Below are 19,114 nucleotides of genomic sequence, written 5' to 3' on the forward strand. Positions count from 1 at the left end.
TGACAAGGACAGGTCGGCGTACCGTCGGGTCGCAGTCAGCGTCCGGGCCTGGCTCCGGCGTAGGCTTGCCCGGAGTGTTGTTCCCCACAGATTCGCCACTTCAAGGAGTTGCCCCGTGACCGCCGGTCGCCCGCCCCGCGTACTCATCGACGCCACGAGTGTCCCCGTCGACCGCGGTGGCGTCGGTCGATACGTCGATGGCCTGCTCGGCGCCCTCGGCAAGGTGTGCGGCCAGGGGGTCGACCTGGCCGTGGTCAGCCTCCGCACCGACCTGGAGCGCTACAGCCGGATGCTGCCCGGCGCGGAGATCGTCGCCGCCCCGGCCGCGGTGGCGCACCGGCCGGCCCGGCTCGCCTGGGAGCAGACCGGCCTGCCCCTGCTGGCCCAGCAGGTCGGCGCGCAGGTGCTGCACTCGCCGTTCTACACGTGCCCGCTGCGGGCGGGCTGCCCGGTGACGGTGACCGTGCACGACGCGACGTTCTTCACCGAGCCGGAGCACTACGACAAGTCCCGCCGGACGTTCTTCCGCAGCGCGATCAAGACCTCGCTGCGCCGCGCCAGCCGGGTGATCGTGCCGAGCAAGGCCACCCGGGACGAGCTGATCCGCCTGCTCGACGCCGACCCGACCCGGATCGATGTCGCCTACCACGGGGTCGACCACGCAGCCTTCCACGCCCCCGGCGAGGAGGAGAAGGCCCGGGTCCGGGCCCGGCTGGGGCTCGGCGACAGCAGCTACATCGCCTTCCTCGGGGCGAAGGAGCCGCGCAAGAACGTCCCCAACCTGATCCGTGGCTGGGTCCGGGCGGTGGCCGACCGGGCCGACCCACCGGCGCTGGTCGTCGCGGGCGGCCAGGGGCACGACGACGACATCGACCGGGCGGTCGCCGAGGTGCCATCACACCTGCGGCTGCTCCGCCCGGGTTACCTGCGCTACGCCGACCTGCCGGGCTTCCTCGGCGGGGCGCTGGTCGCCGCCTACCCGTCGTACGGCGAGGGCTTCGGCCTGCCGATCCTGGAGGCGATGGCCTGCGCCGCCCCGGTGCTGACCACCCCGCGGCTGTCGCTGCCGGAGGTCGGTGGCGACGCCGTCGCCTACACCAGCGAGGACCCGGCCCAGATCGCCGCCGACCTGGTCGCCCTGCTGGACGACGAGCAGCGCCGGTTGTCGCTGGCCAAGGCCGGTTTCGACCGGGCCAAGGAGTTCACCTGGGAGTCCAGCGCCGAGGTGCACATCGCGGCGTGGAGCCGGGCCCGCGCCTGAGGCTTCGGCCGACGGTGCGTCCGTAGCGTGGCGGTTCGGGCATGATGTGCTGATGCTCTACGCCGTCATCCCGGCGGGTGGCAGCGGCACGAGGTTGTGGCCGTTGTCCCGCGCGGGCCATCCCAAGTTCCTCCACCCGCTCACCGGCACCCCCGCGTCCCTGCTCCAGGCGACCGTCGACCGGTTGGCCCCGCTGACAACCCCGGAACACATCCTGGTGGTCACCGGAGCCGCGCACGTCACGGCGGTGGCGCGACAGCTTGCCGGCCTGCCCGAGGAGAACATCCTCGTCGAGCCCTCGCCCCGGGACTCCTGCGCGGCGATCGCCCTCGCCGCGGCGGTGATCGCGCTGCGCGAGCCCGACGCGGTGATGGGCTCCTTCGCCGCCGACCACCTGATCCGGGACGTCGACGCGTGGGTGGCCACGGTCCGCGAGGCGGTGCGCGGTGCCGAGCAGGGGCTGCTCATGACGGTGGGGATCACCCCCACCCGGGCCGAGACCGGGTACGGCTACCTGCACACCGGCGACCCGGTCGGCGACGGGCCGCTGCGGCCGGTGCGGGAGTTCAAGGAGAAGCCGGCCGCAGAGGTGGCGGAGGCGTACCTGCGCTCGGGGCACCACCTGTGGAACGCCAGCATGTTCGTCTGGCGGGTCGACGTGTTCCTGGCCGAGCTGGCCCGGCAGCAGCCGGCGCTGCACGCCGGGATCACCGCGATCGCCGCCGCCTGGGGCACCCCGGAGCAGGACGACATCCTCGGCACGGTCTGGCCGACCCTGCCGAAGATCTCCGTCGACTACGCGGTGATGGAGGGCGCGGCGACCGCCGGCCGGGTGGCGACGGTCCCCGGCGACTTCGGCTGGAACGACGTCGGCGACTTTCACACCCTCGGCGACGTGCTCCCGGCCGACCCGGCCGGCAACGTGGTGCTCGGCGTGGACGCCAAACCGGGCGTGCTGCTGCACGACAGCACCAACCTGGTCGTGGTCCCGCAGTCCGGCCGGCTGGTGGCCGTGCTCGGCGTGCACGACCTGATCGTGGTCGACACCCCGGACGCGGTGCTGGTCTGCCCCCGCGACCGCGCCCAGGACGTGAAGGCCCTCGTCGACGAGCTGAAGGACCGGGGCGAGGAAAGCTACATCTGACCCGTCCGACCCGGGCGGCGGCCCGCCGCCCGGACCCGGGGGCGGCCCGGGATCAGCCAGGGTCAGCCAGTGGCCGGCTCGCCCCCCAGGTCCGGGCCGGCCCGGGTTCAGCCGGCTCGACGGCGCAGGGCGGCCAGGGCCGGGGCGACGAGCTGGGCGGTGCCGCCGGCCAGCGGCTCGGGCAGCCGGCCCGGCGGGAACCAGCCGAGCGCCTCGGACTCGTCGCTGACCCGTTCCGTCGCGCCGGCTGGGGCGAAGACCGCGAACCGCACGTCGTGGTGCAGCGAGCCGCCCTGGCAGGCCACCGGGTGGATGTCCACGTCGATCGGGACCGGGTCGACGACCAGGCCGGCGATGCCGGACTCCTCGCCCGCCTCGCGCAGCGCGGCCCCGGCCAGCGTCCGGTCGCCGGGCTCGCAGTGCCCGCCGAGCTGCATCCACCGGTGGAACTTGCCGTGCAGGCAGAGCAGGATCCGCTCGCCGGTGGCGTCGAGGACCAGCGCGCTCGCGGTGACGTGACCAGCCCGGTGCTCCCGGCTTAGCGCCGCCGGCCCGCCGGCCAGCAGGTCGAGGGTGCGGTCCCGGGCCCGCCCGGCCGCCGCGCCGGTCGGCGTCCATCCGGCCAGCAGGGCCGTCGCGTCGGCGTGCAGGGCCGCGTACGCCCCGACGCCCGGGGCGCTGTCACGAGAGGGTTTCTGCTCCACCGGAGGCGTCACCAGGGGCCCCTTCCGCACGTCTGGCACGGTGACACTCTAGGCGGCGTGCGTCCGCTGCCTACCCTTGCCTGGGTGGGCGGCCGGGTGGCACCCCTGCGGAACAAGGGCCGCAGACCCTCGTGGTGCCGCCCGGCCGCCGGATCCTCCCCGGCCCCGGTGCCCCGGGCCGACGTCGAACGACGGACCGGCCCGTTGCGGGGCAAGCAGAGCATGCCGAAGTCGGGCCCGGGCCGTCGAGGTTTTTCAGCCCACACTTAAAAATGGAGATAAATGCCGTCCGGGTACAGTGCGAACGGCCAGCGGGCCCGCCCGCTGTCCACCGGCACGGGAGCGCTCCAATGCTGAAGATTCACTTTTCCCCCGAGGACATCCTCCGCACCAGGGTCGCCCCGGGTGCGGACCCGCTCTGGGAAATGACCCTCAGCATGCACGTGCTCCAGGTGCGCCGCCAGGACCCGCTGACCTCAGGCTGGCGTCGCGGCGTCTCCCGGGAGCTGCGCAGGCACGTCGGCAAGGAGCAGCTCCGGCTGTTGTTCGCGCTGAACCCGGGCTGGGGCTACTTCCCCGACTTCCTCACCCCGCACGACAGCGTCCAGGGCTTGGAGGCGGGGCTGGACGCGGTGCGGAGAACGCCCGTCCCGCTGCTGCGCCGGGACCTCACCCGGGTGATCGCGGAGAATCCCCTGCCCTCCTCGGCGGCGGCGCTGGCCCGGGGCGAGCCCGAGATGCTGCGCCACCTCACCGAGTCGATGGAGCAGTACCGGGCGCTGGCGCTCAGCCCGTACTGGCCGCACATCCAGGCCGCGGTGGAGGCGGACCGGACTCGGCGGGCCCGGGCCCTGCTGGACCGGGGCGTCGAGGGGCTGTTGGCCAGCCTCCGCCCGATGGCCCGGTGGGAGGCGGGGGTGCTGGAGATCCACGGCTATCCGAACAGCCGGGAGCTGCACCTGGACGGCCGGGGCCTGCTTCTGGTGCCGTCGTTCTTCTGCGCCAGCATCCCGGTGGCGCTGCTCGATCCGGCGCTGCCGCCGGTGCTGGTCTACCCGGTGGACCGGCTGGGCGGGCTGGCCCCTGCCCCCGGGGAGGGCGGCGTGACCGGCAGCGGCCGGGAGGCGCTGGCAGCCCTGCTCGGCCGGACCCGGGCGGCGGTGCTGGCGGCCACCGACGAGGGGTGCACCACCGGTGAGGTGGCCCGCCGCCTGGGCATCTCCCCGGCTGCGGCGAGTCAGCACGCCACCGTGCTGCGCAACGCCGGCCTGCTGGTCAGCCACCGGGACCGCAACACGGTGCTGCACACCCTCACCCCGCTGGGCCGGGCCATCCTCGACGCCTGAGCGGACCGCTGCCAGCCAGCGGGCGGGCAAGGATCAAGCGTCAGCGGGCGCGGTCCGCGCTTCAGGGGCGAGGATCACGCGTCAGCGCGGCGCGGTCCGCGCGTCACGGAATGGGCGTGGCGCTGGTCGCGCGTCAGAGGGCGAGCGCGGCGCTGGCCGTGCTGCCGGCCGGCGGCGGCAGCAGCGCCGACGGGATCCCCTCGGCGGCCAGCGCGGTGCGCAGGCGTTGCAGGTCCGCGCCGAAGCGCACCAGGTCCGCGGGGTCGACCGGGGCCGGCAGCTCGCCGAGCACCAGGGCGGTGGCCCGCTCCGGCCAGTGGGGCACGGCGGCGACCAGCATGGCGCGTACCTCGTCGTCGGTGACGTGGGTGAACACCGCGCCGGGGGCGACCACGCCGGCCACCGCGGCGATCGCCCGCCGCACGGCGGCCGGGTCGACCGGGGCCTCGCCCGGGCCGTCCGGCAGCACCGCGGCGGCGGCCAGCCCGGCCGCCGTCGCCTCGGCGGTGCCGAGCGAGAAGAGGTCCAGCTCCGCGTCGCGGACCAGCTCCCGTGCGCCGGTGCCGTCGTCCCGGGTGACAGTGAGGTACCCGCGGACCACCGCGACCGGCACCTGGTCGCATTTGCCCTTGATCAGTTCCCCGGCACCGGCCAGCTCGTCCACCACGGCCATCTCGGTGAGGTGGAGCTCGTTGCCGTACGGGTCGACCTCGCCCCGGTGGTCGCGGATCGCCGGCATCCCGGCGACCCCGAGCGCCACGTCGGTGAGCCCGTTGCGCCAGGGCCGGCCCATGGTGTCGCTGACGATCACCGCGACGTCCAGGTCGTAGCGCTCGCGCAGGGCCGCCCGCAGGGCCCGCGCCGAGGCGTCCGGGTCCTTCGGGAGCAGCACCAGCCGGGTCTTGTCGACGTTCGAGGCGTCGATCCCGGCGGAGGCCATCACGAAGCCGTGATGGGTCTGCACGATCCGGGTCGCCCCCCTGGTGGCCACCACCCGGGCGGTCTCCGCGGCCAGCACCTCGTCCCGGGCGGCCAGCCGCTCCGGGCCGTCGGCCGGCACGTCCACCAGCCTTCCCTCGGCCTTGGAGACGATCTTGCTGGTGACCACCAGCACATCGCCGTCGTGCAGCCACGGCGCGGCGGTAGCGATCAGCGCCGCCAGGTCGTCGCCCTCGGTCACGTCGCCGATGCCCAGCACCGGCAGAATCTCCAGCCTCACAGCAGCTCCAACGCGGCCCGGACCATCGCCGCCGTCGCCGCCTCGTCCGTCATCAGCAGCGGCACCGCCCGGACCGTCACGTCCGGCACCACGGCGCCGGCATCCTCGGACGCCACGAGCCAGCCGTCCAGCAGGCCGCCGGAGGACCGGCTCCCGTACAGCCCGCCCACCCCGGCGGCGCTGCACTCGACGCCGACCACGGCCAGGCAACGGTCGGCCATCCCGCGCACCGCCGCGCCGCTGATGATCGGGGAGACGCCGACCACCGGGGCCGGCCCGTCCGTGACCGCCTCCCGCAGCCCCGGCACGGCCAGCACCGGGGCGACGCTCACCACCGGGTTGCTCGGCGCGACCAGCACCACGTCGGCCGAGGCGATCGCGTCCAGCACGCCGGGCGCGGGCTTCGCGGTCTCCGCGCCGACGAAGACGAACCGGTGGGTCGGGATCTCCGCCCGGTGCCGTACCCACCACTCCTGGAAGTGGATCGCCTGCTGGCCACCGGCGGGATCGTCCACCACGACGTGCGTCTCCAGCCGGTCGTCGGTCGCCGGCAGCAGGCGTACGCCGGGCTGCCAGCGGGTGGCCAGCGCCTCGGTGACCGCCGACAGCGGGTACCCGCCGGTCAGCATGGTGGTGCGGACGAGATGGGTGGCGATGTCCTTGTCACCGAGCCCGAACCAGGTCGGCTCGGCCCCGTACGCGGCCAGCTCCGACTTCACCGTCCAGGTCTCGCCGACCCGCCCCCAGCCCCGCTCGGGATCGGCGCCGCCGCCGAGCGTGTACATGACGCTGTCCAGGTCGGGGCAGACCTTCAGCCCGTGCAGGTAGAGGTCGTCGCCGACGTTGACCACGGCGGTCACTTCGGCCCCCACCTCGCGGGCGTAGGCCCGGACGCCGAGCAGGAACCGGGCGCCCCCGATGCCGCCGACCAGAACGACGATTCGCATGGCGTCTATCCTTCCGCACGCCCCGCCCCGGGGGCACCGGTGCCCGGGGAGACTAGGCTCACGTCGGCAACTGTCCGTTACCGCCTCCGAGGGGGAGTTCGTGACCAGCCCCGCCGAGCCCGCGTCTGGTGACGCGGCGCCCGCGTCCCACCCCGCCACCCCGGCTCGCCAACTCACCGATCCGCTACGCGAGCTGATCGCGTTCGTCCTGCTCGGCGCGAACGCCGTACTGCTCTTCGTCGGCCTCATCCAGCTGCTCGCCCCGACCGACTACAGCACCTTCTACAGCCGGGCGGGCAGCAGCTTCTTCTCGTTCGCCGGGCTGGAGGCGACCGTGCTGCCGGTGCTGGCAGTGCTGCTCGCCACGCACGTCGCCCCGGTGGTGCCCCGGGCCAGGCTCATCACCCAGGTGGCGTTGGGTCAGTACGCCTTCGGCGCCCTGCTCGGTGTGCTCACCCTGCTGATCTGGACGGTGGACCGGCTGGCCAAGGCGGAGGTGCTCGACGCGTTCCTCGGCCTGCTCACCCGGATCGTCTGGCTGGCGATCTTCGCGACCGCCGCGTTCGTCGTGGTCCGGATCTGGCGCGCCCTCTACTTCACCCCGAAGCCCAAGCCGGCCCCGGGCATGTACGGCCAGCCGCAGCCCGGCTGGCCGCAGCAGCCGCAGCAGCAGGGCCAGCCCGGCCCGCAGGGCGGCTGGGCCCCCCAGGCGCAGCAGGGTGGTTGGCCGGCCCCCGGCCAGCAGGCCGGCTACCCGGCCCCCAACCAGCCGGGCGGTCAGTTCGGCCAGCCGGGCCAGCCCGGTCCGGTTGCCGGCCAGTACGGCCAGCCCGGCCAGCAGACCCCGCCGTTCGCCCCGGCCCCGCAGTCGGCCCCGCCGTTCACCCCGCCGTACTCGGCCCCGCCGTTCACCCCGCCGCAGTCGGCACCACCGTTCCCGGCCCCGGCCCCGCAGTCGGCACCGCCGTTCGGCCAGCCGCCGTCGGCCGACCCGACCCAGGCCATCCCGCGTCAGCCCACCGAGCCGGGCATGCCCGGCGGGCAGCAGGACTCCGACAGCGACCGCACCCAGCGCTTCCACCGCGAGGACTGAACCGCCGCCCACCGGGGCCCCGGCGTCCCCGCCGGGGCCCCTGCCGCTGGTCACAGGTGACCGTTCAGCGTCGCGGTCCCAGTCGGCGGTGCCGGTGAACGTGTACCCGTTGCTGACGGCAGCGCCGGACGCGTTTGACGGTGTGACGACCGCCAGCTCGACGTGGGAACCCCGCGGCAGCAGGCGGTCTGGGCGACGCTCGTCGTGGACGTGGGACGCCTGTCGCCATCGAGACATTCATCGTGATCGTTGTAGCTTCGGGAGCGACCACCGGCGGCGCGGCGCATAGGCTGGGCTGATGGTTGATCGCATCGAGCTCCGCCCCACCCCGGCCAGCATCGAGCGCGCACTGCGCCGGGCCGGGTCCGGGCTCGCACTGGACGTCGACGAGGCCACCGCCCTGCTTGCCGCCCGGGGCCCGGCCCTGGACGAACTGCTCCGCGTCGCCGGCGACATCCGCGACGCCGGCCTGCGTGAGGCCGGCCGCCCCGGCGTGGTCACCTTCTCGAAGAAGGTCTTCATCCCGCTGACCCGGCTGTGCCGGGACCGCTGCCACTACTGCACCTTCGCCACCGTCCCGCACCGGCTGCCGGCCGCGTTCCTCGACCGGGACGAGGTGCTGGCCATCGCCCGCGAGGGCGCCGCCCAGGGCTGCAAGGAGGCGCTGTTCACCCTCGGCGACCGGCCCGAGGAGCGCTGGCCGGCGGCCCGGGAGTGGCTTGACGAGCGGGGCTACGACTCCACCCTCGACTACCTGCGTGCCTGCGCGGTGGCGGTGTTGGAGGAGACCGGGCTGCTGCCGCACCTCAACCCGGGCGTGCTCTCCTGGTCGGAGTTGCAGCGGCTCAAGCCGGTCGCGCCGAGCATGGGGATGATGCTGGAGACCACGGCCACCCGGCTCTGGTCGGAGCCGGGCGGCCCGCACTACGGCTCGCCCGACAAGGAGCCGGCCGTCCGGCTGCGGGTGCTCGACGACGCCGGCCGGGTCGGCGTGCCGTTCACCACCGGCATCCTGATCGGCATCGGCGAGACCCCGGCGGAGCGGGTGGACGCGATCTTCGCGATTCGCCGCGCCCTGCGCGGGTACGGCCACCTCCAGGAGGTGATCGTGCAGAACTTCCGCGCCAAGCCGGACACGGCGATGCGCGGCATGCCCGACGCCGAGCTGCTCGACCTGGCCGCCACGGTTGCGGTGGCCCGGGTGCTGCTCGGGCCGAAGGCCCGCATCCAGGCCCCGCCGAATCTCATCGCGGGCGAGTACGACCTGCTGCTGCGCGCCGGCATCGACGACTGGGGCGGCGTCTCGCCGGTCACCCCGGACCACGTCAACCCGGAGCGCCCCTGGCCGCAGCTCGACGAGCTGGCCCGGCGCACCGCGCAGGCCGGCTTCACGCTGCGCGAGCGGCTGACGATCTACCCAGAGTACGTCCGGGCCGGCGACCCGTGGCTGGACCCGCGCCTGCTGCCGCACGTGTCGGCGCTGGCCGATCCGGCCACCGGGCTCGCGGTCGAGGCGGCCCGCCCGGTGGGCCGTCCCTGGCAGGAGCCGGAGGAGGTCTTCGGCGGCGGCCGAATCGACCTGCACGCCACCATCGACACCACCGGCCGCACCGACGACCGGCGCGGCGACTTCGACAGCGTCTACGGCGACTGGTCGGAGGTCGCCCTCCAGGCCGACGCCAGCCTCGCGGGGGCGGCCCGGCCCCGGCCCGCCCTCGCCGGGGCGGCCCAGTCCGACGCGGGCGCCGGTGCACCCGGCGCGGCTGCGGGGGCGACCGCCGGCTCGGGCGATGCCGACCTGCGTACCGGGCTGCGGTTGGCCGCCGACGATCCGGCGGCGCTGCTCGACCCCCGGCACACCGACGCGGCCCTGGCGCTGTTCGCCGCCGATGGCCCGGCGCTGGACCGGCTCTGCCGGCTCGCCGACGACGTGCGCCGGGACACCGTCGGCGACGACGTCACCTACGTCGTGAACCGCAACATCAACTTCAGCAACGTCTGCTATGTCGGCTGCCGGTTCTGCGCCTTCGCCCAGCGCGAACGCGACGCCGACGCGTACCGGCTCTCCGTCGGGCAGGTCGCCGACCGGGCCGAGGAGGCGTGGGCCGTCGGGGCCACCGAGGTCTGCCTCCAGGGCGGCATCGACCCCAAGCTGCCGGTCACCGGGTACGCGGACCTGATCCGGGCGATCAAGGCCCGGGTGCCGGGGATGCACGTGCACGCGTTCTCCCCGATGGAGATCGTCACGGCGGCGGCGAAGGCCGGCGTGCCGGTGAAGGAGTGGCTGACCGGGCTGCGCGAGGCCGGCCTGGACACCATCCCGGGCACCGCAGCGGAGATCCTCGACGACGAGGTGCGCTGGGTGCTCACCAAGGGCAAGCTGCCGGCCGCCGCCTGGGTCGACGTGGTCAGCACGGCCCACGAGCTGGGCATCCGGTCCAGCTCCACCATGATGTACGGCCACGTCGACCACCCCGGGCAGTGGCTGGCCCACTTCCGGGTGCTGGCCGGCGTGCAGGACCGTACCGGCGGGTTCACCGAGTTCGTGGCGCTGCCGTTCATACACACCAACGCCCCGATCTACCTCGCCGGGATCGCCCGTCCCGGGCCGACCTGGCGGGAGAACCGGGTGGTGCACGCGATGTCCCGGCTGCTGCTGCACGGCCGGATCGCCAACATTCAGTGCTCCTGGGTGAAGCTCGGAGACGAGGGCACGGTGGCGATGCTCAACGGGGGCTGCAATGACCTGGGCGGCACCCTGATGGAGGAGACGATCTCCCGGATGGCCGGCTCGGGCAACGGCTCCGCGCGTACCGAGGAGCAGTTGCGGGGCATCGCCACGGCGGCCGGGCGGCCAGCTCGCAAGCGGACGACCACGTACGGCCACACGCGGCCGTAGCGTGGAGCCTCTCGGGCCGGGTAGAAGGTGACGTCAGCGACCGGCCGGGCTGGTCAGGGCTTCTCCGTGCGGGAGGGCGTCGGGCGGGGCGGCGTCCTCCACAGTGCCGGTCGCCACGTCCGGCAGGCGGGCGTCTATACCGCCTGGTGGGACGCGACGGACCCGCCGGTGCGGTGATCGTCTCTGGTGGATCGGTGGCCGAATACGCCTGCCCGAGCAGGGAACCATCGGCCCTGTGCTGACCCTCCGATCAGGTTCGACCGCCGCGTTTTGTCCACGATGTGGACGGGGCGTGGTCGGCGGTCTCGGCTCGACGGGCGATCACGGCCGAGTCGCGTTAACCTGTGCCCCACCAAGATCAGCATTGTGGGTGGGGCACCTCGTCGGGGCCGCCGCCGGCACGTCTGGTGGCGTCGGTCGGTGGACCGCCACGGCAGAAAACTCGGGCAACTCGCCGAGGAGGGCGTTACTCGTCCGGGGTCTGAATCGATAGGGCAGGTTGCGAGGCTGGGCGGCCGGAGCGGTCGCCTGTGGCGTGTCGGGAGGGCGACTCCATTATCAAGTCCGGCTTGACGGCGCACGCATTACACGCGTGTAATTTGAATGGGGTTGTTCGCGCGGAACGCAACAAATCGGAACCGTACGGACAAGCACGCCTTCCGCGTGGGGGGTTGCAGCGGCGACGACGCCGGTGCGCGACAAGGAGGCATCTTTAGATGGACGGCCAGCTTGAGGTGGCCGACCTGCTCGGAAACGCGCCGGAGTGGCAGGAGCAGGCACTCTGCTCCCAGACCGATCCGGAGGCGTTCTTCCCCGAGAAGGGCGGCTCGACCCGTGAGGCGAAGCGAATCTGCTCGCGTTGCGAGGTCAAGACCGAATGCCTGGAATACGCTCTCGGCCACGACGAGCGGTTCGGGATCTGGGGTGGGCTCTCGGAACGGGAGCGGCGCAAGCTCAAGCGGCGGGCCGCCTGAGCGTTGCCGGGCCGAGGCGGTGGGGGCCGCCCGGCTCAGGCAGTCGGCCCAGGGCGGTGGGGGCCGCCCGACGAGGCCCGCGGCCCGGCGTCGGGTGGGCTCAGGCCAGCTCGTCCGGGTCGACCCCGAGCAGGTTCGCCACCTGCTCGATGATCACATCGTGCACCAGATCGGCCAGGTCCTCCCGGTCCATGGCCCGGAACTCCAGCGGACGGCGGTAGAGCACGATCCGTGGCGGCACCTCCTGCCGGCCGGGGCGGCCGGGCAACAGCCGGGCGAGCGGCACCTCGCCGTCCTCCAGCACGTCGGAGTCGTACACGTTGAGGTCCGGCGGCACGTCCTCCACCGCGAACTCGACGCCGGCCAGCTCCTTCGCGAACCGTCGTTCCAGGGTCTCCACGGTGTCCAGCACAAGATCGTCGAAGACCTCGGCCTTGGTCCGGGCCAGCGGCACCGTCGCCGGCACCAGCCGCCCGCGCAGACCCCGCCCGTGCCGGTCGCGGTGGGCGCGCCGGCCGGAGCTGGGGCGGCGGTGTTCCGGACTGGTCATGCGCACAGGGTAGCCCGCTGCGCGACCCGGCCCCCGGCTGTACCGCTCCGGCGGCGCGCCGCCCCGCCCGGTCACGGTCCTGCTAGTCGGATGTTGCGAATTGTGATCTCGATGACGGGCGTGTCGCAACGCGAACCAGTGCGTCGGACCCGGTAATGGAGATACCCTCCCGCCGTGAGGTCACCACGGCGCTGCTCCCGAAACGGCTGCCCCCGGCAAGCGGTCGCCACACTGACCTATGTCTATAACGAGTCTACGGCCGTGGTCGGGCCCCTCGCGGCCTTCGCCGAACCACACACGTACGACCTCTGTGAGCAGCACGCCCGTAGTCTGACCGCCCCCCGGGGCTGGAACGTGGTCCGCCACGAGGGCGAGTTCGAGCCCCCGCCGCCCAGCGCCGACGACCTGGTCGCCCTCGCCGAGGCGGTCCGCGAGGCGGCCCGGCCCGCGCCGCCCCGCCCGCCGGACGAGCAGCGCCACCCGCAGCACCCCCAGCACCCGCAGACCGGTCGCCGTGGCCACCTCCGGGTGATCCCACCCAACCACTGACCGCGCCGGGGTCAGTGGCCCAGGAAGCGGTTGAACATGGCCGCCCGGCGGGACGGCCGGCCCGTCCGCAGCTCCGCCCGGTCGGCGGAGAACATCACCTTCAGGCCCGCATTGACGGCCAGCCAGCGCAACGGCTCCGGCTCCCAGCGCGGCGAGCGGTGCCCCACCCACGGCAGCGACGTCAGGTCGCTCTCCGCGCCCCGGATCAGGTCGGCGAGGGTACGCCCGGCGAGGTTCGTGGTGCCGACCCCGTCGCCGACGTACCCGCCCGCCCAGGCCAGCCCCGTCGAGGCGTCCAACCCGACGGAGGCCGACCAGTCCCGGGCCACCCCGAGCGGCCCGCCCCAGGTGTGGCTGACCGGCACATCCGGCCCGAGCACCGGGAACAGCTCGCCCAGCACCCGGCGCAGCGCGGCGAAGACCCGCGGCTCCCGGTCGTAGCCGGGGGAGACCCGGGACCCGAAGTGGTACGGCGCGCCCCGCCCGCCGAACGCCAGCCGCCCGTCGGCGGTGCGCTGGCCGTAGATGACGACGTGCCGGTGGTCGGAGAACGTCTCCCGCTGCGCCAGCCCGATCCGCGCCCAGGTCTGCTCGGGCAGCGGCTCGGTGGCCACCATCAGCGAGTAGACCGGCGCCACCACCCGCCGCTGCCCGGGCAGCCCCGGCGTGTACCCCTCCGTCGCCCGCACCACCACCGGCGCCCGGACCGTCCCGACCGGGGTCACCGCCGCCCCGGCCCGGATCGCGGTCACCGGCGTCCGCTCGTGGATCCGCACCCCGCGGCGTTCGACCGCCCGGGCCAGCCCGCGGACCAGCCGGGCCGGGTGCACCACCGCGCAGTGCGGGGTGTACGTCCCGCCGCGTACCCCCTCAGCGGCGCACCTGGCGGCGGCCTCGGCGGCGTCGAGCAGCACCAGGTCGTCGGGGTCCAGGCCGTGCGCGCGGGCCTCGGCCACCTCGGCCCGGGCCCGGCCGAGCTGGGCCTCACTGCGGGCCAGCACCACCGTCCCGCCGAGCTGCCAGTCGCAGTCGATCCCCTCGGCGGCGACCACCCGGCCCACCTCGCGGACGGTCTCCCGCATGGCCCGCTGCATCCGCAGCGCCGCGTCCCGGCCATGCCGGCGGGCGAGCGCCGGCAGCGACGTGGGGAACAGTGCCGAGCACCAGCCCCCGTTGCGTCCCGACGCGCCGAAGCCGGCGATCTCGGACTCCAGCACCGTGATCCGCAGCGCCGGGTCGGCGACCGCGAGGTAGTACGCCGTCCACAGCCCGGTGTACCCGGCCCCGACGATCACCACATCCGCGTCGGCGTCCCCGCCCAGCGGCGGGCGGGGCGTCAGCGGATCGTCCACGGTGGACAGCCAGTACGACAGGTCCTGGTAACGCACCTCCGGTCGACCGCTACAGCCGCGCCCACGCCTCGGTGAGCACCGAGCGCAGGATCTGCTCCATCTCGTCGAACTGTTGCTGCTCGGCGATCAGCGGCGGGGCGAGCTGCACCACGGGGTCGCCCCGGTCGTCGGCCCGGCAGTACAGCCCGGCCTGGAACAGCGCGGTGGAGAGGAACCCCCGCAGCAGCCGCTCCGACTCGGCCTCGTCGAACGTCTCCCGGGTCGCCTTGTCCTTGACCAGCTCGATGCCGTAGAAGTATCCGTCGCCCCGGACGTCGCCGACGATCGGCAGGTCGTGCAGCTTCTCCAGGGTGGTTCGGAAGGCATCCTCGTTGGCCCGGACGTGCCCCGTCAGGTCTTCCCGGGCGAACACCTCCAGGTTGGCCAGGGCCACCGCGCAGGAGACCGGGTGGCCGCCGAAGGTCACCCCGTGGGCGAACATGCCGGTCTCGGTGAGGAACGGCTCCATCAGCCGGTCGCTGGCGATCATCGCGCCGAGCGGGGCGTACCCGGAGGTGATGCCCTTGGCGGTGGTGATGATGTCCGGCTGGTAGCCGTACCGGACGGCGCCGAAGTACTCGCCGAGCCGGCCCCACGAGCAGATCACCTCGTCGGAGACGAGCAGCACGTCGTACGCGTCGCAGATCTCGCGTACCCGCTGGAAGTAACCGGGCGGCGGCGGGAAGCAGCCGCCGGAGTTCTGCACCGGCTCCAGGAAGACCGCCGCGACCGTGTCCGGCCCCTCCCGCTCGATGGCCCGCCGGATCTCCTCGGCGGCCCAGCGGCCGAACGCCTCGGGCGAGTCGCCGTGCTCCGGCGCCCGGTAGAAGTTCGTGTTCGGCACCTTGATCCCGCCGGGCACCAGCGGCTCGAAGTCGCTCTTGATGCCCGGCAGGCCGGTGATCGACAGCGCACCCATCGACGTGCCGTGGTACGCCAGGTGCCGGCTGACCACCTTGTGCTTGTTCGGCTTGCCGGTGCGCTTGAAGAACGCCCGGGCCAACTTCCACGCCGTCTCGACGGCCTCGGAGCCGCCGGTGGTGAAGAAGACCCGGTTCAGGTCGCCGGGGGCCAGCGAGGCGATCTTCTCGGCCAGCTCGACGGCCTTCGGGTGGGCGTACGACCAGAGCGGGAAATAGGCCAGTTCGCCGGCCTGCTTGGCGGCGGCCTCGGCCAGCTCGGTGCGCCCGTGCCCGGCGTTGACGACGAAGAGCCCGGCGAGCCCGTCCAGGTAGCGGCGGCCCTGCGAGTCCCACACGTACGCGCCCTCGCCGCGCACGATCGTCGGCACCTCGCCGGCCGAGTAGCTGGCCATCCGGGTGAAGTGCATCCAGAGGTGGTCGGTGGCGTTGGCCATGTCAGCCCCATCGGGTCTCGGGCCGGTCAGGGGGTGACACCGGCCGCTCTGCCCACGGTTATCCCACAGCCATCACCGGAAAAGCAAGTGAGATCGGTGGCACTACACGCCTACAACAACGGAATCAGCGAGTGCTAACGACAAGGGCAACGGAATCCGCACCTCCGGTGATTTCTCGTACTCCCGCCCACCGCTGTCCCGCCCATGGCGGTGCTGTTGGTGGCTGTGCCCTTCGTGGGCGTGCCGCTCGCCGCCTCATCGCCGGTTCCAGCCGAGTGCTGGGCCTGTGCGGGCCCTTTGGAGCTGAGTCGTCTGCGACATCACGCTCCAGCCGGGGATGCGCTGCTCTCGGTCGTCCGCTTGGCGGGCGTCCTCACTCGTTGCCCTCGGGTCTTCGGTCCGGGGCGGGCCGATGGCGTGAGTCGTCTGCGACATCAGCTCCAAAGGCTCCCGAGTGCGCATCTTCGCCAAGCGGCGGGCGTGGGCAGGAGGCGGGGTGGGCGTGCGCAAGAGGCGGTCGTGCGGAAGGGGCGGGCGGCGTGCGCAAGGGGCGGGCGTGTGAGTGGGGGTGGGGGTGGGCCGAGCGGATGGCGTAGTGGGTGGACGGTGCAGTGGGCGGGGTGCAGTGGGCGGACATTGTCAGGGCCTTTGGCGGACGGCTGGTGGGCATGTCGGATGCACGAAATAGGTCCCGCCGCCACCAGCCGTTTCGGGGCCGGCATGGACACGGGGCGTCGCTATGGTGTCCACCATGCGTAACCGGTGGTGGGAGGTCTGATGGGCAACGAGGTGCTGCGGGTGGCGATGGCCGCCGTGGGGGAGACGGCCGAGTCGTTGGCGGAGAAGGTCCGTGTCGACCCGAAGACGGCCGCCCGGTGGCTGGCGGACGGGCGAATTCCCCACCCCCGGACCCGGTTCGCGGTCGCCGGCCTGCTCGGCAAGGAGGTCGCCGAGCTGTGGCCGGAACCGTTCCGCCGCCGGGACCTGCGGTGGTTCCGCGCGTGGGCCGAGCTGGAGCAGTCCGCCACCTCGCTCCGGTCGTACCAGCCGTTGCTGGTGCCGGGGCTGCTTCAGACCGAGGGGTACGCGCGGGCTGTGCTGAGCACCGGCGGGCTGCTGCCGGCGGCCGAGGTGGAGCGGATCGTGGCCGGCCGGCTCGACCGGCAGGCGGTCCTGTCCGCCGAGGCCCCGCCACAGCTCGTCGCGGTGATCGACGAGGTGGTGCTGCGCCGGGTGGTCGGCGACCGGGCGGTGATGGCCGGCCAGCTCGCCCACCTCGCGGCGATGGCCGAGCGGGAGCACGTGCAGGTCCGGGTGATTCCCGCCGAGAACCCGTGGCACACCGGTCTGGCCGGTCCGTTCGTTCTCGCCCGTTTGCCCGACGGGGCGGAATTGGCGTATATCGACAACCAGCTTCGCGGTCAGGTCGTGAGCGATCCGGTCGACGTTGCTAGCCTGGGGCGCAGGTGGGAGAGCGTCACCGGCGAGGCGCTGCCGTGCCGCCGGTCGACCGAACTGATCAGGGAGGTGGCGACGACGTGGAGCTGACCGACGTGCCGACGGCTGCCCGTTGGCGCACCGCGACCCGCAGCAGCAACAACGGCGGGGACTGCGTCGAGGTGGCCGACAACCTGCCCGGTCGGGTGCTGGTGCGCGACAGCAAGGACCGTGATGGCGGGACCCTCAGCTTCGGCCCGGCCGCCTGGCGGGCCTTTGTGGACCTCACCCGCCGGCCGCCCGCAGGCTGACCGGCAGGCCGGGCGGTGGCTCAGGCCGTACCCCAGCTGTAGGTCTGCTTGCGGAGCTTGAGGTAGACGAAGGCCTCGGTGGCTAGCACGCCCTCGACGGCGCGCAGCCGTTGCAGGATCTCCAGCAGGTGGGCGTCGTTGCGGCAGACCACCTCGGCGAGCAGGTCGAACGAGCCGGCGGTGATCACCACGTAGTCGACCTCCTCGAACTCGGCGAGCCGGTCGGCCACCGCCTCCAGGTCGCCGTCGGTGCGCAGGCCGATCATGGCCTGGCGGGGGAAGCCGAGCTGGAGCGGGTCGGTGACCGCGACGATCTGCATCACCCCGGCGTCGAGCAGCCGCTGCACCCGCTGGCGCACCGCCGCCTCGGACAGGCCGACCGCCTTGCCGATCGTCGCGTACGGCCGGCGACCGTCCTCCTGGAGCTGCTCGATGATCTGCTTGGCGACGTCGTCCAACAGAGCGTGACTGGCACCCCCGCGGACGGCGACGCGTCGCCCGCCGTTGCCGCTCTCCTGCTGCCGGATGGCCATCGTCCGCTCCCCATGTCCGCTTCTTCCAGGGAATCGTAGTGCCCCGGCGCAGTCTGGCGTAATTCGTGGTGCATTGCTATCGCGGCAACGGAATCCCTTGTGAGGTAGGTCGGCTCATGTCAGGATCAGTCGTCCATCGCCTGAAGACCCTCCCGCCGTCGGGCCTCCCCCGTCCCGCCCGCCGGCGATGACCCCCCTAGGAGTCGTCACATGCGAACTCCCCTCCGGCCCCTCACCCGGCGTGGTCTGCTCACCGGCACCCTCGGATCCGCCGCGATGCTCGCCACGGCGGGCGCGCTCGCCGGCTGCGGCACCAAGGGCGCCCAGCAGACCGAGGCCGGCTGCGTCAGCGAAGACCTCTCCGGCACGGAGAAGAAGCTGGCGTTCTCGAACTGGCCGCAGTACATGGACGTCGACGACAAGAACGAGTCGAAGCGGCCCAGCCTGGACGCGTTCGTCGCCTCCAGCGGCGTCCAGGTGACCTACACCGAGGACATCAACGACAACAACGAATTCTTCGGCAAGGTGCAGAACCAGCTCGCCGCCTGTCAGGGCACCGGGCGGGACATCATCGTGCTGACCGACTGGATGGCCGCCCGGATGATCCGGCTCGGCTGGATCCAGAAGCTCGACCCGGCCAAGATTCCCAACGTGACGGCCAATCTGCTGCCGTCGCTGCTCAACCGCTCCTTCGACCCGGAGAACCGGATCTCCATCCCGTGGCAGTCCGGCCTCGCCGGCCTCGCCTACAACGGCGGCGTCACCAAGGAGATCCGCACGGTCGACGAGCTGCTGACCCGCCCCGACCTCAAGGGCAAGGTCACCGCGTTGTCCGAGATGCGCGACACGATGGGCCTGCTGCTCCAGTCGAACGGCCACGACGCGGCGAACTTCACCACCGCCCAGTTCGACGACGCGCTGAACAAGCTCAAGAAGGCCGTCGACTCCGGGCAGATCCGCAAGTTCACCGGCAACGACTACGCCCCCGACCTGGCCAAGGGCGATATCGCCGCGTGCGTCGGCTGGTCCGGCGACATCATCCAGCTCTCCTCCGAGAACGAGAAGATCAAGTTCGTGGCGCCGGACTCCGGCGTGATGCTGTTCAGCGACAACATGATGGTGCCGAACAAGGCCACCCACAGGGCGAACGCCGAAGAGCTGATCAACTACTACTACCAGCCGGCGGTCGCCGCGAAGCTGGCCGCGTACGTCAACTACATCTGCCCGGTCAAGGGCGCGCAGGCCGAGATGGAGAAGATCGACCCGGAGCTGGCCGCCAACCCGCTGGTCTTCCCGAACGAGGCCCTGCTAGCGAAGTCCAAGGTGTTCATGGCCCTGGACGAGAAGCAGGAAAAGGAGTACGAGGGCAAGTTCCAGCAGGTCATCGGGGCGTGACGGG

17 protein-coding genes are annotated in these 19,114 nt (G+C 73.0%); 10 read left to right on the forward strand and 7 right to left on the reverse strand.

The window, feature by feature from the left end; genetic code table 11:
- The first annotated feature begins 115 nt into the window (after positions 1 to 115).
- Both OG617_RS19165 and OG617_RS19170 read left to right on the forward strand, forming a co-directional pair.
- Positions 116 to 1,261, forward strand: coding sequence for a glycosyltransferase family 4 protein (locus tag OG617_RS19165; protein WP_405094446.1), 1,146 nt, complete (start codon positions 116 to 118; stop codon positions 1,259 to 1,261).
- A 52-nt stretch (positions 1,262 to 1,313) separates the two neighbouring features.
- Complete coding sequence (locus OG617_RS19170) at positions 1,314 to 2,405, forward strand: mannose-1-phosphate guanylyltransferase (protein ID WP_405094447.1); 1,092 nt, start codon at positions 1,314 to 1,316, stop codon at positions 2,403 to 2,405.
- Between the two features lie 107 nt (positions 2,406 to 2,512).
- Here OG617_RS19170 and OG617_RS19175 read toward each other — a convergent pair whose 3' ends face one another.
- The gene (locus tag OG617_RS19175; protein ID WP_405103813.1) at positions 2,513 to 3,109 is read right to left on the reverse strand and encodes an NUDIX hydrolase; all 597 of its coding nucleotides are present in this window, start codon (positions 3,107 to 3,109) and stop codon (positions 2,513 to 2,515) included.
- Positions 3,110 to 3,459: 350 nt separating this feature from the next.
- On the opposite strand from OG617_RS19175, the gene OG617_RS19180 reads away from it, so the two are divergent.
- The gene (locus OG617_RS19180; protein ID WP_405094448.1) at positions 3,460 to 4,455 is read left to right on the forward strand and encodes a winged helix-turn-helix domain-containing protein; all 996 of its coding nucleotides are present in this window, start codon (positions 3,460 to 3,462) and stop codon (positions 4,453 to 4,455) included.
- Between the two features lie 133 nt (positions 4,456 to 4,588).
- On the opposite strand, the gene OG617_RS19185 is transcribed toward OG617_RS19180, so the two are convergent.
- Together OG617_RS19185 and cofD are read right to left on the reverse strand one after the other, a co-directional pair.
- On the reverse strand, positions 4,589 to 5,674 hold the full coding sequence (locus OG617_RS19185) for a coenzyme F420-0:L-glutamate ligase (RefSeq protein ID WP_405094449.1): 1,086 nt from the start codon (positions 5,672 to 5,674) through the stop codon (positions 4,589 to 4,591).
- Positions 5,671 to 6,621, reverse strand: a complete 951-nt coding sequence (cofD, locus tag OG617_RS19190) for a 2-phospho-L-lactate transferase (protein ID WP_405094450.1) — start codon at positions 6,619 to 6,621, stop codon at positions 5,671 to 5,673. Before cofD ends, OG617_RS19185 begins: the two co-directional genes overlap by 4 nt.
- A 100-nt stretch (positions 6,622 to 6,721) precedes the next feature.
- On the opposite strand from cofD, the gene OG617_RS19195 reads away from it, so the two are divergent.
- The 3 genes from OG617_RS19195 (at position 6,722) to OG617_RS19205 (ending at position 11,587) form a co-directional block, all read left to right on the forward strand.
- Positions 6,722 to 7,714: a hypothetical protein gene (locus OG617_RS19195; RefSeq protein WP_405094451.1), complete on the forward strand. Its 993-nt coding sequence runs from the start codon at positions 6,722 to 6,724 to the stop codon at positions 7,712 to 7,714.
- A gap of 298 nt (positions 7,715 to 8,012) precedes the next feature.
- Positions 8,013 to 10,613, forward strand: a complete 2,601-nt coding sequence (locus OG617_RS19200) for a bifunctional FO biosynthesis protein CofGH (protein ID WP_405094452.1) — start codon at positions 8,013 to 8,015, stop codon at positions 10,611 to 10,613.
- 716 nt (positions 10,614 to 11,329) lie between these two features.
- On the forward strand, positions 11,330 to 11,587 hold the full coding sequence (locus OG617_RS19205; protein WP_007074725.1) for a WhiB family transcriptional regulator: 258 nt from the start codon (positions 11,330 to 11,332) through the stop codon (positions 11,585 to 11,587).
- Positions 11,588 to 11,687: 100 nt separating this feature from the next.
- Here OG617_RS19205 and OG617_RS19210 read toward each other — a convergent pair whose 3' ends face one another.
- Positions 11,688 to 12,137, reverse strand: coding sequence for a metallopeptidase family protein (locus tag OG617_RS19210; protein ID WP_161687237.1), 450 nt, complete (start codon positions 12,135 to 12,137; stop codon positions 11,688 to 11,690).
- 174 nt (positions 12,138 to 12,311) lie between these two features.
- Between OG617_RS19210 and OG617_RS19215 the strand changes: the two genes are divergently transcribed.
- Positions 12,312 to 12,686 (forward strand): DUF3499 domain-containing protein, encoded by a 375-nt coding sequence (locus tag OG617_RS19215; protein WP_396678027.1) that lies wholly within the window; start codon positions 12,312 to 12,314, stop codon positions 12,684 to 12,686.
- A gap of 11 nt (positions 12,687 to 12,697) precedes the next feature.
- On the opposite strand, the gene OG617_RS19220 is transcribed toward OG617_RS19215, so the two are convergent.
- Both OG617_RS19220 and OG617_RS19225 read right to left on the reverse strand, forming a co-directional pair.
- Complete coding sequence (locus tag OG617_RS19220; RefSeq protein ID WP_405094453.1) at positions 12,698 to 14,074, reverse strand: NAD(P)/FAD-dependent oxidoreductase; 1,377 nt, start codon at positions 14,072 to 14,074, stop codon at positions 12,698 to 12,700.
- A 13-nt stretch (positions 14,075 to 14,087) separates the two neighbouring features.
- Positions 14,088 to 15,434, reverse strand: coding sequence for an aspartate aminotransferase family protein (locus OG617_RS19225; RefSeq protein ID WP_405094454.1), 1,347 nt, complete (start codon positions 15,432 to 15,434; stop codon positions 14,088 to 14,090).
- Positions 15,435 to 16,211: 777 nt separating this feature from the next.
- On the opposite strand from OG617_RS19225, the gene OG617_RS19230 reads away from it, so the two are divergent.
- Together OG617_RS19230 and OG617_RS19235 are read left to right on the forward strand one after the other, a co-directional pair.
- Positions 16,212 to 16,982 carry a helix-turn-helix domain-containing protein gene (locus OG617_RS19230; RefSeq protein ID WP_405094455.1) on the forward strand — a complete coding sequence of 257 codons (771 nt, stop codon included), beginning with the start codon at positions 16,212 to 16,214 and terminating at the stop codon, positions 16,980 to 16,982.
- Positions 16,973 to 17,182, forward strand: a complete 210-nt coding sequence (locus OG617_RS19235) for a DUF397 domain-containing protein (RefSeq protein ID WP_405094456.1) — start codon at positions 16,973 to 16,975, stop codon at positions 17,180 to 17,182. Before OG617_RS19230 ends, OG617_RS19235 begins: the two co-directional genes overlap by 10 nt.
- A 20-nt stretch (positions 17,183 to 17,202) precedes the next feature.
- On the opposite strand, the gene OG617_RS19240 is transcribed toward OG617_RS19235, so the two are convergent.
- Positions 17,203 to 17,715: an Lrp/AsnC family transcriptional regulator gene (locus tag OG617_RS19240; RefSeq protein ID WP_387020114.1), complete on the reverse strand. Its 513-nt coding sequence runs from the start codon at positions 17,713 to 17,715 to the stop codon at positions 17,203 to 17,205.
- A 210-nt stretch (positions 17,716 to 17,925) separates the two neighbouring features.
- Here OG617_RS19240 and OG617_RS19245 point away from each other — a divergent pair, with 210 nt between their 5' ends.
- A complete protein-coding gene (locus OG617_RS19245) occupies positions 17,926 to 19,110 on the forward strand; it encodes an extracellular solute-binding protein (protein ID WP_405094457.1) in 1,185 nt (394 codons plus the stop codon).
- Positions 19,111 to 19,114 lie beyond the last annotated feature (4 nt).

Origin of the sequence: Micromonospora sp. NBC_01412, assembly GCF_045040215.1 — a bacterium.
Classification (GTDB): Bacteria; Actinomycetota; Actinomycetes; order Mycobacteriales; family Micromonosporaceae; genus Micromonospora; species Micromonospora rubida.